The 15,779-nt window shown below is 41.1% G+C and carries 21 protein-coding genes and 1 other RNA gene; 10 read left to right on the top strand and 12 right to left on the bottom strand.

Features of this window, described 5'->3' with window-relative positions:
* The 8 genes from rpsC to rpsJ form a co-directional block, all read right to left on the bottom strand.
* Positions 1-388 (bottom strand): 30S ribosomal protein S3 (gene rpsC / locus WA010_RS04400; RefSeq protein ID WP_422555939.1); only part of this gene is annotated, 388 nt, incomplete at its 3' end.
* A 2-nt stretch (positions 389-390) separates the two neighbouring features.
* Entirely contained in the window at positions 391-708 is a 318-nt protein-coding gene (rplV, locus tag WA010_RS04405) for a 50S ribosomal protein L22 (RefSeq protein WP_295012830.1), read from the bottom strand.
* 9 nt (positions 709-717) lie between these two features.
* Positions 718-999: a 30S ribosomal protein S19 gene (rpsS, locus tag WA010_RS04410; protein ID WP_015652597.1), complete on the bottom strand. Its 282-nt coding sequence runs from the start codon at positions 997-999 to the stop codon at positions 718-720.
* Positions 1,000-1,002: 3 nt separating this feature from the next.
* Positions 1,003-1,842, bottom strand: a complete 840-nt coding sequence (rplB, locus tag WA010_RS04415) for a 50S ribosomal protein L2 (protein WP_422555940.1) — start codon at positions 1,840-1,842, stop codon at positions 1,003-1,005.
* Between the two features lies 1 nt (position 1,843).
* Complete coding sequence (locus tag WA010_RS04420; protein ID WP_013459056.1) at positions 1,844-2,125, bottom strand: 50S ribosomal protein L23; 282 nt, start codon at positions 2,123-2,125, stop codon at positions 1,844-1,846.
* A 1-nt stretch (position 2,126) separates the two neighbouring features.
* Positions 2,127-2,741: a 50S ribosomal protein L4 gene (gene rplD, locus WA010_RS04425; protein WP_422555955.1), complete on the bottom strand. Its 615-nt coding sequence runs from the start codon at positions 2,739-2,741 to the stop codon at positions 2,127-2,129.
* On the bottom strand, positions 2,738-3,313 hold the full coding sequence (gene rplC / locus WA010_RS04430; protein WP_422555941.1) for a 50S ribosomal protein L3: 576 nt from the start codon (positions 3,311-3,313) through the stop codon (positions 2,738-2,740). Before rplC ends, rplD begins: the two co-directional genes overlap by 4 nt.
* Before the next feature lie 10 nt (positions 3,314-3,323).
* Positions 3,324-3,635: a 30S ribosomal protein S10 gene (gene rpsJ / locus WA010_RS04435; protein WP_013459053.1), complete on the bottom strand. Its 312-nt coding sequence runs from the start codon at positions 3,633-3,635 to the stop codon at positions 3,324-3,326.
* 174 nt (positions 3,636-3,809) lie between these two features.
* Between rpsJ and WA010_RS04440 the strand changes: the two genes are divergently transcribed.
* Entirely contained in the window at positions 3,810-4,874 is a 1,065-nt protein-coding gene (locus WA010_RS04440) for an ATP-binding protein (RefSeq protein WP_422555942.1), read from the top strand.
* Here the strand turns inward: WA010_RS04440 and dcm are convergent, their stop codons facing one another.
* Positions 4,875-6,137, bottom strand: coding sequence for a DNA (cytosine-5-)-methyltransferase (gene dcm / locus WA010_RS04445; RefSeq protein ID WP_422555943.1), 1,263 nt, complete (start codon positions 6,135-6,137; stop codon positions 4,875-4,877). It abuts the gene before it with no gap.
* Positions 6,138-6,219: 82 nt separating this feature from the next.
* Positions 6,220-6,960 carry a PmeII family type II restriction endonuclease gene (locus tag WA010_RS04450; protein ID WP_422555944.1) on the bottom strand — a complete coding sequence of 247 codons (741 nt, stop codon included), beginning with the start codon at positions 6,958-6,960 and terminating at the stop codon, positions 6,220-6,222.
* 70 nt (positions 6,961-7,030) lie between these two features.
* On the opposite strand from WA010_RS04450, the gene WA010_RS04455 reads away from it, so the two are divergent.
* Entirely contained in the window at positions 7,031-7,579 is a 549-nt protein-coding gene (locus tag WA010_RS04455) for a ribonuclease HII (protein ID WP_422555945.1), read from the top strand.
* Between the two features lie 38 nt (positions 7,580-7,617).
* Positions 7,618-7,845 carry a hypothetical protein gene (locus WA010_RS04460; RefSeq protein ID WP_422555946.1) on the top strand — a complete coding sequence of 76 codons (228 nt, stop codon included), beginning with the start codon at positions 7,618-7,620 and terminating at the stop codon, positions 7,843-7,845.
* A 42-nt stretch (positions 7,846-7,887) separates the two neighbouring features.
* Here the strand turns inward: WA010_RS04460 and WA010_RS04465 are convergent, their stop codons facing one another.
* Both WA010_RS04465 and ffs read right to left on the bottom strand, forming a co-directional pair.
* A complete protein-coding gene (locus tag WA010_RS04465; protein WP_422555947.1) occupies positions 7,888-8,700 on the bottom strand; it encodes an HDOD domain-containing protein in 813 nt (270 codons plus the stop codon).
* A 288-nt stretch (positions 8,701-8,988) separates the two neighbouring features.
* Positions 8,989-9,086: signal recognition particle sRNA small type (gene ffs / locus WA010_RS04470), an RNA gene on the bottom strand.
* Between the two features lie 55 nt (positions 9,087-9,141).
* Here ffs and WA010_RS04475 point away from each other — a divergent pair.
* From WA010_RS04475 to WA010_RS04505, 7 genes are all read left to right on the top strand, one after another.
* The gene (locus tag WA010_RS04475) at positions 9,142-9,927 is read left to right on the top strand and encodes a hypothetical protein (protein WP_422555948.1); all 786 of its coding nucleotides are present in this window, start codon (positions 9,142-9,144) and stop codon (positions 9,925-9,927) included.
* Positions 9,896-10,915, top strand: a complete 1,020-nt coding sequence (locus WA010_RS04480) for an SPL family radical SAM protein (RefSeq protein WP_422555949.1) — start codon at positions 9,896-9,898, stop codon at positions 10,913-10,915. Before WA010_RS04475 ends, WA010_RS04480 begins: the two co-directional genes overlap by 32 nt.
* On the top strand, positions 10,897-11,586 hold the full coding sequence (locus tag WA010_RS04485; protein ID WP_422555950.1) for an SDR family oxidoreductase: 690 nt from the start codon (positions 10,897-10,899) through the stop codon (positions 11,584-11,586). Before WA010_RS04480 ends, WA010_RS04485 begins: the two co-directional genes overlap by 19 nt.
* Before the next feature lie 89 nt (positions 11,587-11,675).
* On the top strand, positions 11,676-13,073 hold the full coding sequence (gene fliD, locus WA010_RS04490) for a flagellar filament capping protein FliD (protein ID WP_422555951.1): 1,398 nt from the start codon (positions 11,676-11,678) through the stop codon (positions 13,071-13,073).
* Positions 13,074-13,146: 73 nt separating this feature from the next.
* Positions 13,147-14,154, top strand: a complete 1,008-nt coding sequence (gene pseB / locus WA010_RS04495) for a UDP-N-acetylglucosamine 4,6-dehydratase (inverting) (protein WP_422555952.1) — start codon at positions 13,147-13,149, stop codon at positions 14,152-14,154.
* Positions 14,155-14,251: 97 nt separating this feature from the next.
* Complete coding sequence (gene pseC, locus WA010_RS04500; protein WP_422555953.1) at positions 14,252-15,379, top strand: UDP-4-amino-4,6-dideoxy-N-acetyl-beta-L-altrosamine transaminase; 1,128 nt, start codon at positions 14,252-14,254, stop codon at positions 15,377-15,379.
* On the top strand, positions 15,379-15,779 hold a 401-nt coding region (locus WA010_RS04505; protein WP_422555954.1), incomplete at its 3' end, for a cytidylyltransferase domain-containing protein. The genes pseC and WA010_RS04505, both read left to right, overlap by 1 nt.

Consider the following 15,779-nt stretch of genomic DNA (forward strand, 5'->3'; position numbering starts at 1 on the left):
ACGCTACACGTTTCTCAAGTTGAGTTGCAACATTTTCAGCTACCAATTGAGCTGAAGCTTGTGCTTTTTTCTCTTCTTTGATGTTGATTGCAACCGGCTTACCGATCAATTTATTAAGAGAATCTTTAATTTTCTCAATATCTGAACCTTTTTTACCAATGATGATACCAGGACGAGCAGCGATAATCGTTACACGTAGACGCTTAGCGGTACGCTCGATTACGATATTACTAACACCTGCATAGTAAAGTTCTTTTTTCAAAAAAGTACGGATTTTGTGGTCTTCACCAAGATATACCGCAGCTGTTTTAAAGTTAGGAAACCAACGAGATTCCCAGTTGCGGTTAATACCGAGACGAAGTCCGATAGGATTAACTTTATGACCCATAATTATTTACCCTCTACTTCTACCAAAATGTGTGCTGTCGGTTTACGGATACCAGAAGCGGTACCACGTGCACGTTGAGTGAAACGTTTAAGTACCGGACCGTTATCAACGCGGCATGATTTAACAATACAATCTTGCGCATCGATACCGCTGTTTGCTACAGCTGACGCAACCACTTTAGCGATGATTTTTGCTGCTTTGTTAGGAGTAAACTCCAACGCAGCCATTGCTTGCTCTGCATTCATTCCTTGAACTTCGCGAGCGATCAAACGAGATTTAGTCGGAGATACGCGAACGAATTTTAATAGTGCTCTTGCCATATCTCTTCCTTATTTCCCGATTTTCTTTTGTACAGAACCTTTATGGCCCTTAAATGTACGTGTTGGTGAAAATTCACCAAGTTTGTAACCAACGTGGTTTTCCGTTACGAAAACCGGTACAAACTGACGGCCATTATGGACGGTAAACGTTAAACCGATCATATCTGGCAAGATCACACTACGGCGTGACCAAGTTTTGATAGGTTTGTTGCTTTTCGTCTCTTTGGCAGCAATCACTTTTTTCATAAGGTGTCCATCAACAAATGGTCCTTTTTTTACTGATCTAGCCATTATCTACCTCTTCGGATTTGATTTACGGCGAGTAATAATCAATTTATCACTTGCTTTCTTCTTACGTGTTTTAGCACCTTTAGTCGGTTTACCCCATGGAGTAACCGGGTGACGTCCTGAATTCGTTTTACCTTCACCACCACCATGCGGGTGATCGATAGGGTTCATCGCAGAACCACGTGTTTGAGGACGGATACCCATATGACGTGTACGACCTGCTTTACCAAGAACGATGTTGATGTACTCTTCGTTACCAACTACACCGACAGTCGCCATACATTCACCCAAAACATAACGCATTTCACTTGATGGAAGACGAAGAGAAACATATTTCCCCTCACGACCCATAATTTGTGCTGATGTTCCGGCTGAACGGACGATTTGTCCACCTTTACCCGGTTTAAGCTCGATATTGTGAACCGTTGTCCCCACAGGGATGTTCATCAATTTCATCGCATTTCCGACTTTAATGTCCAAACCGCTCTCAGCTGCAGAGACAACATCACCGACTACCAAACCTTTAGGTTGGAGGATGTAACGTTTGTCACCATCTACGTAGTTGATAAGAGCGATACGACAGTTACGGTACGGATCGTATTCGATTGCTGCAACAGTTCCGTTTACACCGAATTTGTTACGTTTGAAATCGATAATGCGGTAAAGCTTTTTAGCTCCCGCTTCTTTATGACGTGATGTAATACGACCGTTGTTGTTACGTCCAGCAGCTGCAGGAAGTTTAATCAACAAAGACCTTACAGACGCTTTTGCCGTGATGTCCGAGTTATCAACGTTGGTATAGAAACGTCGGCTCGGAGTGGTTGGTTTATACGTTTTGATCGCCATATTACACCGCCAAACTATCGATTTGTGCGCCTTCTGGCAATTTCACATAGAACTTTTTAAAGTCGTTTTGTTTACCAGCAAGACCACGGAAACGTTTTACTTTTCCGTCTTGGTTTAGTGAGTTAACGCGAGCCGGAACGATTCCGAAATACTCTCTAAACACCTCTTTAAGAGCGTTCTTTGTCATACGTGGAGACGTTTGAACAACGATTACACCCTCTTCTTGAAGACCAAGGGTCTTCTCTGTATACAGGATTGATTTGATATCAGTAATATCTGCCATCTTAGCTCTCTTTAGTCAGATTTTCCCATACCGCTTTTTCGATAACCACCGAACGGTATGTCGCAGCCAAAAAGGCGTTGAGTTCATTCTCTTCTACCACATAGGTAGAAGCAATGTTACGGAATGCAAGATAGGTATTCTCATCGAGAATCTTTTTCACCAACAACGCATCACGAACATTCAATGCATTGAACAACGCCAATGCGTCTTTTGTTTTACCAGTCGGAACTTCAATCGAATCAACGATGAACAATTTTCCAGCTGTTGCCAAAGCATCCAACGCACATTTAAGCGCTAGTTTCTTTTGCTTTTTATTGATCTTTTGATCGTAGTTACGACCTGTGTTTGGCCCGTGTGCAACCGCACCGCCAACGAAGATCGGTGAACGACGTGAACCGGCACGTGCGCCACCTTTACCTTTTTGAGCCCATGGTTTTTTACCACCACCGTTAATTGTCGAGCGAGTTTTAGCCGATGCAGTATCTGCACGGAGGCTCGCTTGGTACGATTTAACGTACAAATAGAGGTTGTGGGTATTGATACCGCTGAAGCTCTCAGGCAATGCCAATTCAGAGGCTTTTTCGAATTTTTCGTTCAGTACAATCGCGCTCATTATTTAACAACCTTTACTCGACCTAGTGCACCGTTAGCGCCTGGGATTGAACCCACAACTACTAATACACCATTTTCTGCGTCGTATGACATTACTTCATTTTTAACAGTAACTTGCTCGTTACCGTATTGACCTGACATTTTACGCCCTTTTTGGACTTTACCAGGCCATTCGCGGTTACCGATAGATCCACCAGTACGGTGAAAACGGTGACCGTGTGCGCCAGGTCCGCCGGCAAAATTCCAGCGTTTCATAACACCGGTAAAACCGCGACCTTTTGTGTTGAAAGATGCTTTAACCTTTTTCGCATCCGCCAAAGGAGTCATATCCAAATCACCAGCTTCGGTGTTTGCAACTTCCAATGTCGCGAATTTGTTGAATTCAGCAGAAAGATTATATTTCTTTTGTTGACCTTCAACCGGTTTGTTCATCGATTTACCTTGGCTGTATGCAACAAGTGCAACGCCATTACTTACTTCACAAACTTTCATCTCTTTTACTTTTAAAAGAGTTACTACTTTGCTCGTAGCACCGATTGTTCGGCTCATACCGATTTTTTCTACAATGTATTCCACACCCTACTCCTTACTTGTCCATAGAGCGAACTTCTACGTCCACTTCCGGAGCCAAGTCAAGCTTCATCAACGAATCAACTGTATCTGGCGTAGCCGACACGATGTCGATCAAACGTGCGTGCATACGAATCTCAAATTGCTCACGTGAGTCTTTATTGACGTGCGGAGATTTAAGAACCGTATATTTACGAATCTTGGTTGGCAAAGGGATCGGTCCGCGGATTTCCGCACCCGTTCGCTTTACAGCTTCAACAATAGAGGCAACTGAACGATCAAGTACACGATGATCGTATGCTCTAAGTTTCAAACGAATTTTTTCCATAATGTTTTCCTTAGATAAAAGAACTCGTCAGATCTTGTCTGACTATATAAGGCGGCGAAATTATACTGACATATCCCCTTCGGGTCAAGGATTTTAGGGGTAAAAATTGCACTATGTGCTAAATTTACTTCCTTATAAGAAGGAAGCTATATTTTTTACGCTATGATTTCAGGTATGAAAGCTTTATTAGATGAATACTATCGATACGATTTACATAATGTCGGATTTATAGAACGCAAACAATTTATCGATGAAGAAAGTACCCTGATTTATGGAATTACCCAGTCAGGAAAAACCGCACTTATTAAAAATTATCTCCTTTCTCATAAAAAATCAACCTATCTTTATATCGATTGCAGGGATTTGCGACTCGATATTAATGAGTTAAACGATTCTATGGAACTTTTTTGCAAAGAAAATAAGATCTCTATTTTGGCATTGGATAACTACAATGAAGCCATTAAGCTCTTTGAGATCGATCAAATAATCCTCTCATCGGAAAGCCGACTAGAACTTCCTTACCGTCAAATCCATCTCGCATTGCTCGACTACGAAGAGTTTTTAGCCTTTGAAAGCAAATATGACTCTACGGCATTGAACCATTTTTTTCAGCTCGGCGGCTTTCCAGCAATGCACCGCATCCCCAGCGAAGAGAGAGTTCTCTATCTCCAAAGCGTTCTTCAAAGAGGATTGGAGCCTATCGAGTTTTCGATCCTAGCCCAAGCCTCCAAGATGGTGACCCAAAAGGTCTCTGCGTTTAACCTTTATGAGCGGCTAAAGTCAGAGCGAAAAATTTCCAAAGACAAACTCTATCTCCACCTGCAATCGATGTTTGAACGGGGCTATCTCAAAAGCCTTTCCAAATACAACCACCCCAACGCCGTTAAAAAACTCTACCTATGCGACATTGCGATCAAACACGCACTGGTTGTCCAAAAACACTTCGGACGACTGTTTGAAAATCTTGTTTTTTCAGAGCTCGATAAACACCAAATCGAATGCTATTATGATGAGGGGATCGATTTTTATTTACCACAACGGGGGCAAATCATCATCGCTTCACCGTTTGCCAATGAACACGCCCTCTTTAAAAAAGTAGAAGCTTTGGAAGGATTTATCGTCTCAAACCGTGTACGTGAGGTTATAGCGGTAACGATGAATTTGGAAAGCATCCTCTCACATCCGATCTCACGCATTGAAATGATCCCGTTTGAGAGATGGGCATTAGGAGATGATTAATTAGTAATTTATTTTTTCAATCTTATTCAATAATCTCACCAAACTCCGACCCATTGCGTATCCTAAGTTCACAGGAACTGCATTTCCGATTTGTTTATACTGATTTGTCATTGAACCTACAAAAGTCCATTTATCGGGAAAAGTTTGGATACGTGCATATTCTCTTACCCTCAGAGGGCGGGTCTCCTCAGGATGACACCGTTCTGTCTGTTTTTGTGCTGGAGCACATGTCAAGGTCAAGCTTGGTTCATCATAGGAGAGGCGACGAGCCATTCCCGTCTTTCCCCCACCTAAAAAATAACTCTTCATCATATATTCACGTTGAATATCTTCGGGTAAGTTTCTCCAATATCCCCCCTGTGGAACCATATCAAGAATCTCTTTTTTGCGCTTAGGATATTCTTGTCCATGCGATTCAGGAACATCACACTCATAAAGTTCCCCTTTTTTAAACGCATCTTTTAGCGTAAATATTCGTTTATACGGCGATGGCCATTGAAAATCAGTGCTCGATATTTTTTCAAAAATATCTTTTCGAACACCTACAAAGAAAAGTCGCTCTCTCTTTTGCGGTACTTGATAAAACATTGCTTTAAGGACATTAGGTTCGACGATTAATTCATACCCGATTTCCGAAATGATTGATTTGATCGTTGCTAATGTGCGCCCTTCATCGTGACTCAATAAACCGCGTACATTTTCCGCTAAAAAAACTTTCGGTTGAGACTCTTTTACAGCACGAGCAAATTCATAAAAAAGTGTCCCTCGTGCATCTTCAAAACCTAATTTCTGCCCAGCATATGAGAATGCTTGACACGGGAATCCACCGGAGAGAAAGTCAATTTGATCTTTATAGGGAGTAAAATCGATATTTTTAATATCCCCGTGCACAACATTCCAATGAGGGCGATTTTTTTTCAATGTCTCACAAGCATATTTATCAATTTCATTTAATAATTGCGCTTCAAACCCCGCTTTTTCCAATCCGAGTGCAAGCCCCCCTGCCCCTGCAAAAAGTTCTATGGAACGAAATGCTCTAAATGGCTTTGTCTCTAACTCTTCATCCCACAATGATTTAAACATCAATTGTGCTTCTTCAAACTCAAACAATTGTTTTCGATGATACACACGATAATTATTGATAGGATGACGAATAGGAGTGAGTTTTCCTTTTTCATCCCAACGCCGTAATGTCTCTTTCGAAACCGATAAAATATCAGCTACTTCAGCAATAGCGTAATACTCTTTTTCTTGTGCGTTCATAATACCAACCTTACTAAACATTATACATGGTTACTTTATAATAAAAAATTAGTGAAGCTGATTTTTATGACAAAATGATATGTTACGAATGTAATTTTTGTACTATCGATTGTATCTCATTTGACTGAGCCAATTCTTTGATCACATCATCCAGTTTAGTTTTAAAATCGGCCTCAATAGCAACACGCCCAATACAATCTATCAAATCAAAATAAAAAAATTTATCACCCGTTAAGCGATACCAAAATTCTTCGCCAATCAATACAGGATGATGGAACTGACTCGTTATTCGTAAATAATGACTACTTAAATCTTGTGCTTCTCCGTAAATAACTCCAACAGAAAAATTTTCAAAAGAGACTTTTAATTTATTTGTTTTTGCTAAATTAATTGCATCTTTAAAATGATCAGCTATAGTTTTTACATCATCTTTATTGATCGTATTTGGTCCTGCTTTAAGCTGACAATATCTTTTTAAGCCATCAACCTTATCTATAAATTCTATGTCTATTCCTGGGATCAAACTTCCATATGACGATAAAACACTCGAAGCAAAGCTTTGAATATTTGCACCGAATGAGGTAGTGATCGAAGTACCCAAAGCTCTTGGATAGACCAATGCTTTTGCAATACTGATTGGCGTTGCTTCCCCTTCTAAAAAATTAGCCAAATAGGGTAACAAAAACGGATTGATCTGAAGTTTTTTCGGATTTTTAAGCTTAAGCGTGTTTTTTTCATGATTCACCGCAACAGTCTCTCTAAACCAATGTTGTGCTCTTTGCAGTATTACATCTTTTTCTTCCAGCAAATTAATCCTTTTCATTCTATCTCTTCCGTTATAATAGCGAATTCAAAGATAAAATTTTAAAATTGACACGCATATCGGAGTTATTATGCAACTTTGCGGAATCGATGAAGCAGGCCGTGGACCGTTGGCAGGGCCACTTACCATTGCAGGTGTTATTTTAAACAAACCGATTGAGGGGTTAAATGACTCTAAAAAGCTCTCCGAAAAAAAACGGGAATCTCTCTTTGATATCATCCGTGAAAATACTACATACCATATTGCACGGTTCACTTCAGCACAAATCGATGAGCTCGGACTATCGGCTTGTTTGGCGGCAGGGTTACGTGAGATCATGAATGCATTAGGGGAAGCGGATTATCTGTATGATGGCAATTCTAAATTTGGTGTGAGTGGTCTGCGAACCATGGTAAAAGCTGACGCGACCATTCCGGAAGTAAGTGCCGCTTCGATATTAGCGAAAGTGACACGGGATCGGGAAATGGTAGAACTCGCTGCTCTCTATCCTCAATACGGATTTGAAGGACACAAAGGATACGGTAGTGCATCTCATATCGAAGCAATCCGACTCTATGGATATTGTGAAATTCATCGTAAAAGTTTTAGATTAAAAGCACTGCAACCATCATTGTTTTAGAAGTTCATCGGTATAATCACTAAAAAAGAGAATATTTTATGATTTCACTTACCCATATAGAAGCGGCACTTGCAGCTGTCGATGCCGAAGTAAAAGCATTGCTCTACAATCAATCAATCTCTCTAACTGAGAAAGATGAAAAGATGCTACCATTATTACGAGAGGGCAAAGTATTAAAACAGACGTATGAAGATTTATGTTACTTGAGAGATAATCCACCAAATACCCCAAGCGGATGTAAAGTCGGAAGCTATAGAGAAGATTAAATATTGCTCATGGTTTAATATACTCACCATGAACGGCATGGATTAGGCGGCAGTAAGAATTTTTTCAACCGCTTCGTCAAAAAGATTTTGATTCATACCATACTCTTCGATCAGCTCATGTGCATATTTTAAACTGGCTTCCGTTATTTTCCCATCAAGAGTAATTGCTTCTTTCGCTACTTTAAGAAATTTAGCCATCTCTTGCGTTTCAATATCTGATGCATCCTCAGGTTCGTTTGCGAAACGGATTAAATGAACCAAGTTAGGATCAAAATTCCAACGGAAAAAAAGTGTTGCTGTCACATCTTCCGACTTAGAACCACAAGCTACTATTTCAGCTTGCTTGATAGAAATACCTTTCGCCAAATTACTGGTTAGCAATATTCCTTGATTCGTTTCAATTAAATAACGGCTAATCACTACTTTACCCAATTCTAATAAAAATGATGCAAGCGAAAGATGTCCTAATAGTGAACGATCTACTTTTGAAATCCATTGGCTAACAAGGGCATTTTGGAGCTGTGCACGTGCCAAATAAGACTCTTTTGTCATTCCATAAGGGCTAAGATCAATCTCCATACACGAATTTGCTGCAGAAGCAATTGTAAACGTCCTAACCGCCTCTTTACCTAGTAATGAAATGGCATGTGCCACATCTGTCACTGTGCGACTAAGGCCGTATAATGGAGAATTGGCTGTTTTTAAAATATAGGCGGTAATAATCGGATCAGCTTTAATCGCATCCGCCATATCATTCATGGTACTATTTGGATTATTAAAAACCATTTCAACTTTTTGAACGGTTTCCGGGAGCATCGGGACATGCTCAATTTGTTCCATTAATTCAATTCTCATCATCATTCTCCAGAAAATTTCTATCACTAACCTGATGTTATACAGTAAATGTTTCTCGTCATCCTCATGCTTAAGCTATCATTTCATACCTTATTATAATAAAGTTTAAATTCCTAACTAGACCACGTATGACACATACAAACATGTAATTTTTGAATTGTAACCTAAAAAACACATAAGATTAGTATCTAATTGAAGATTATAAAGTATTGTATATTAAATTTATACTTTAAAGTTAACTTTTAACGTCGGTTTGATGAGTATATGAGAAAAAAAGGAATAAAAGGGACTCCCCCAGATACCTGCGGCACAAAACACGGCTAGGTGTGCTGCTGTATTCCTACCCTGACACGATGTCTAAACGCACCCTTGCACAGGTCTAGAGGAGAGGTGGAATTATAGCGGTTTCAACCTATAAATGCAATAGGGTATAATTTCTTTATGACATACCTCATCACTGCACTCGATGCTGAAGCTAGAGCAATCATCGAACATTATCGGCTTAAACGAATCACACCGCTCCCCCATACCCTCTATGCGGGAAACAACATTCTTCTGCTCGTTACTGGCATGGGTAAAATAAATCCTCTGATGGCAATCAGTGCGATGCTCGGATGGCGGATACCGCAAAGAAATGATATTGTGATCAATATCGGTATTTGCGGTGCACCCTCAGAGTATGCAATACAGGAAGCTCTCCTCGTTCATCAGATTATTGATCATGAAAAACGTTATTACCCCGATATTCTCTATCCACACACGCTTCGAGAAACTTCTCTCATCTGTGTCGATACACCTCAATATTCGCCCTCAAAATTTCCGGTCGATATGGAGAGTTCTGCCGTTTTCAAAGCCGCGTCTAAATTTTTTAAACTTCATCAAATGGCCTTTCTCAAAATTGTCTCCGATCATTTCACCCCTGATTGTATCACCAAAGAGGAAGTGACTGAGCATATCCGCTCCCATTTGAAGAGCTTAGAATTTATCATTCAAGCACTTCAAAACGCTCATATCGAAACCATTTTATTTACCTCTGAGGAGAGAGAGAAAATAGAAATTTTTAAACAACACTTCACGAAAAGCCAAGCTAACTCTCTCGAAGACGCTCTTTGTTTTTTTCGCCTCAAATATCGTACTGGAACGATTGTATTGCCCTATGAATTGCCCAATTCCAAACGTGAAAGGAGTATGTTACTTGAAGAATTTATTACAACCCTCACAGCCTAAACTGTTCTCCCATCTCTACATTGAAAAAAAAGTTCTCAGCCATCCGCAGACTCTTAAAATAATCGAAAAATTCGAAAAATCTCAAATCATTATAATTGATCATTACAAAGAGATATTCAATAGAACGAATCAAAGTTTCGCAGCACAAAGTAGCTCAAAAAAGCTGATTCTAGCTCACAAAGAAGGAAAATTTTTGCACGAGGGGAGCCAATACAGCGACGGGTTCGGTTTTGAGCAGTTTTTTTACGCTTCCAGCGTCATGGGGTGTTTGTATGACTGTGACTACTGCTATTTGCAGGGTCTTTACCCCTCAGCTAACACGGTGTTATTCGTTAACCTCGAAGATGCGTTTGAACAATTACTCCCTTGTCTCACGAAAGAGACACTGATTGCAACCTCGTATGATACCGATACTCTCTCTATCGAAGCACTAACAGGACAAACTCTTCGCTGGCTCGAATTTGCCGCACAACACCCAAATCTATATCTGGAGATCCGAACCAAAAGCACCAATATCAAAGTATTCAAAAACTGCCATCCCAATAAACGTATCACGTTAGCATGGACCCTTTCACCGCAAACGATTATCGACCACTACGAACACGCTACCCCCTCACTCGAAAAACGGTTACAAGCCATCAAAGAAGTACAAGACCTTGGTTGGAGAGTGCGTATTTGCATTGATCCCGTCATCTATACCAATGAATTTGAAACACTTTATCCTCACCTCATCGAGATGATTTTCAATAAGATTGAGCCTAAGAGTATCGAACAGCTCACCCTTGGGAGTTTCAGAATGAGCCAAAATCATCTCCGTTCACTCAAACAACTCCGTCGAAGCGACATCGCTTTTTACCCCTATACCGTAAGAGATGAAATGGCAACCTATCCTGAACCTATCGAAGCAATGATTTTAGAGACTCTTTTAGCCAAGGCAACGAAATTTATACCAATGGAAAGGATTAGGACATGGCAACGGCAATCGTAACAGGAAGCAGTTCAGGAATCGGCAAAGCGATCGCCTTGATGCTTTTGGATGAGGGGTACAGTGTTTTCGGCATCAGCCGAAGCCATGGAAAAATCAGCCATCCCGCTTTTCATCATATCGCATGTGATCTAGGTAGTACACGTGCGCTCGAAACCATTAAAACTGACTTATTAGGAATCACTGATTTAGCTCTGCTCGTCAATGCCGCAGGATTCGGTCGATTTGAGCCTCATGAAGAGCTGAGTCCCATGGTCATCATCGACATGATCACCCTTAATCTCACTGCCCCAATTCTCCTCACCAATTTGCTGTTGCGTCCGCTAAAAGAGAAACAAGGAACCATCATCAACATCACCTCTATCGAAGCGATCCGCAGTTCAAAATTTTCCGCTCTGTATACCGCTACCAAATCAGGGTTACGTGCCTTTGGGAATAGTCTATTTGAAGAAGTTAGAACAAGTGGCGTAGGTGTCATTACCATCAATCCCGATATGACCGAAACCGCTTTTTTCGATGATTTGCGTTTCGGAGTCGGTGAATCTGAAGATACCAAACTCTTTGCCTCCGATATTGCGCAAACCATCCGCAATCTCCTATGCCTGCGTAAGGGGGTAAGCGTTACCGAGCTCACCCTCAGACCTCAGCGCTTCGGGATTAGCAAAAAACGGTGAGGGAACCTTTTTTGCTTATACAATTGAAAATAAAGTTTTGAGTGTTTCGGTCGATATATAATTCAAGAATTACAGTAAAAGGATTTGTTATGGCAGTCAGTTCACTTGGGGCTGGATCGGGAGTCTTGACCTCGACCGTAATCGATCAGTTAAAAGCGGCTGATACGACGGCGATAATTACCCCTATTACCAATAAAATCACTCTTGAAACGAAGAAAAGTAGCGCGTTAAGCCTTGTAAGCAGTCTCTTAACAACGTTTCAGGCAAATGCAAGTGCATTGAATGATGATACTTTGTATCAAGGACGCAGTGTTTCGGGAAGTACAGATGCGGTAAGTGTTACAGCTAATGCTGGGGTAACAGTGCAATCTTTTTCGATTTCAGATACTTCATTAGCTTTAAATAACATTAAAGAATCAGGTAGTTTTACCGCCACCTCAAGTTTAATTTCCAGTGGTTCAGGCACACTGACATTAGGAATCGCCAGTACTAGTTATAGTATTGATTATACCGCTTCTACTACATTAGAAACACTTAAAGATGCCATCAATAGCGCTGCGGGAAGCGTTGTTAAGGCATCTACTTTGCAAGTCGGAACAAATGATTACCGATTAGTTCTAAGTTCTGTAGCAACAGGTGAAGATCAAGCTATTACGCTCAGCGACTCCTCAGGCGGCACTCTTGATTCAAAACTTCTTGCATATCATATAACGACAAATCCAACAGGAATGCAAGATATTCAAACTGCACAGGATGCTTCTTTTAAATACGATGGCATTACTATCACCCGTAGCAGTAATACCATTACAGATATTACTCCCGGTATGACCATTAATCTGTTACAAAATAGTGGAAGTGCTAATATCGCCATTACCCAAAATACGACTGCTATCAGTGACGCCATGAGCTCTTTTGTCACTAGCTACAATAGTTTGAACACACAAATAACCAGCTTAACCACATCCGATACAACTGCCGGAACCATAGGTGTTTTTAACGGTGATAGCTCAATTTATGGTATTACTCGTGCCATTAATCAAATCGTTACCTCTGTTAGCAGTGATGGTTTTTCACTTCCACAATTTGGGATAGACTTAGCTGAAGATGGAACTATGAGTTTTGATTCTAGTATTTTTCTTTCTAAATTTGATGAAGATACAACGGCTGCAGAAGCATTTTTTCGTGGTACAACCACCATTGACAGTTTAGGCAACAGTTCAACCACTGATGGAATGTTTACCTCATTGGATACACTCCTCACCTCATATACCACTGCATCAAGTGGAATTATGGCAACATTAACTTCAGCATCATCTGCCAATATTACTTCATTGAATACGAATAAAACACGTTCCCAAGCTCTTTTGGATGCCCGCTATGAAGCAATGACGGCTCGTTTTGTTCAATATGATGCTATTATGACTAAATTAACAAACCAATTCTCCAGTCTAAAAAACCAAATTTCTATGGCAATTAACGGCTCTTAAAGTCAGATATAATACAAATTGGTATCAATTTTGCTTTATTCTATCATCTGTACTGATAGGACTAGGACATCGTATGCTTAATGGAAAAAATATACTCATTACTGGCGGAACCGGTAGCTTTGGTAAACAATTTGTCAAAACTATTCTCAAGCATTACAAACCCAATAAAATCATTATCTATTCCCGTGATGAACTCAAGCAGTACGAAATGGCTCAACGGTTCAATGATCCTTGTATGCGTTATTTTATTGGTGATGTTCGAGATTTAAAACGACTCGAAAGTGCAATGAATGGTGTCAACTACGTCGTTCATGCAGCCGCACTCAAACATGTTCCTATCGCTGAATACAATCCCATGGAATGTATCAAAACCAATATCAACGGTGCTCAAAACGTTATCGATGCGGCACTTCACTGCAATGTCAGCCGAGTGATCGCTCTCTCTACCGACAAAGCCGCCAGCCCTATCAACCTCTACGGTGCGACCAAACTTGCATCTGATAAACTCTTTGTCGCCGCTAACAATATCCGAGGAGGCAAAGATATCCGTTTTGCCGTAGTCCGCTACGGAAATGTTTTAGGTTCACGCGGTTCTGTCGTCCCATTTTTTCAAAAGTTAATTGAACAGGGAGCAACTGAACTCCCTATCACGGATGAACGAATGAGTCGGTTTTGGATCACTCTTCAAGAGGGGGTTGATTTTGTCCTCAAAAATTTTCAACGGATGCACGGAGGAGAGATATTTATCCCTAAAATCCCTTCGATGAAGGTGATCGATGTCGCAACTGCCATAGCACCTCATCTTCCATATAAAATCGTTGGAATCCGTCCGGGAGAAAAAATGCACGAAGTAATGTGTCCACGTGATGATTCCCACCTCACATTGGAGTTTCACGATCATTATGTCATTAAACCTTCCATCCAATTTACGGATAATGCCAATTTCTCACGAAATAACTGCGAAGAGATCGGGAAACCCGTGGAATACGGATTCAAATACAGTTCCGAAACCAATACCGAGTGGCTCACTAGCGAAGCATTATTAGAGAAAATCGCCCTCACTCAAAGTGAAGAGAAATGAAAGGACATTTCTCTTCTCGGGCTCACTGCCGAAGTGAACACAGTGTTAACGTAGCCAATCGGGATTTTATTCCGATTGCGTATAAAAGGAGGTAGTCGTGATTCCGTATTCAACTCAGTTGATTGAAGAGGATGACATTACCGCCGTTGTTGAGATCTTAAAAAGCTCTCACCTCACCCAAGGAGCTAAAGTCGAGGAGTTTGAAGAAGCAATTGCCAACTATGTCGGGGTGCGGTATTGTGTCGCCTTCAACTCTGCTACTTCCGCCCTTTTAGGTGCGTATGCCGTTGCAGAACTCTCTGAAAACGATGAAATTATCACCACGCCAATCAGTTTTGTCGCAACGTCGAATATGGCAATCGCACTGGGGGCAAAGCCGATTTTTTGTGATATTAAAATGGATGGAAACATCGATGAATCGTTGATCGAATCACTCATCACACCACGAACCCGCGCACTCGTCCCCGTTGATTTCGCCGGAAAACCGGTTGCAATAGAGTTAATCAACAATATTGCAAAAAAACACAAGCTTTTGGTAATCCAAGATGCTTCCCACGCTTTGGGAAGCGGTATCGGCAACCAAAAAATCGGTTCCTTTGCCGACATGAGTATCTTTAGTTTCCATGCGATCAAACCGATCACGACGGGAGAGGGGGGTGCGGTAGTAACGAACGACGAAGCATTCGCCCAAAAACTCAAACTCTTCCGCTCGCACGGCATCATCAAAAAACAGCTCTGGAACTCCGATATGGTGACTTTGGGGCATAATTTTCGTCTCACTGAGTTTGCCGCCGCATTGGGACTGTCGCAGTTTCATAAGTTGGATCGTTTTCTTCAAACACGCGATACAATCGCCCGTTATTACCATGAGCGTTTTGCAGGGCATAAACTCTTTCAAACCATTTCACTAAATGAAAATGAAAAAAGTGCCCGCCACCTTTATCCATTGTTACTATCCCCGGCATTGCACTGTGTTAAAGAGGATATTTTTAGTGAATTGCACTCTCGCGGTCTTGGGGTACAGGTTCACTATAAACCCATTTATCAAAATAGTTTTTACAAAGAACGTTTCGGAGAACAGCAATTAGCGAACAGCGAACTGTTTTATAAAAGCGAACTTTCCATCCCGTGTCATCAAAAAATGACGTTAGAAGATGCCGTGATGGTTGCCGATATAGTTCTTGAAGTGATGGAAAAATATTCCCATCGCGGATGCAGTGTCTAATGCATATTGCTATCATCCCAGCCCGAGGAGGAAGCAAACGGATACCCCGAAAGAATATCAGAGCGTTTGCAGGTCTGCCGATCATTGCGCACAGTATCAAAGCGGCTCAGGAGTCGGGGCTGTTTGATCGTATCATTGTCACTACCGATGATGAAGAGATAGCCGACGTTGCACGCAGTTACGGTGCCGAGATCCCTTTTATAAGACCCAAAGAGCTGAGTGACGATCACACCGCTACCATCTCCGTCATCGCTCACGCCATCCAAACGCTTCAAAACGATTCGGTTATCGATTACGCCTGCTGTATCTATGCAACAGCGCCGTTTATCCGCTCAGAAGATATACGTGATGCCTATAACGCCCTTATCACCCATAACAAACAGTACGCTTTTCCTGTTAC

Origin of the sequence: Sulfuricurvum sp. (assembly GCF_049305995.1) — a bacterium.
GTDB lineage: Bacteria > Campylobacterota > Campylobacteria > Campylobacterales > Sulfurimonadaceae > Sulfuricurvum.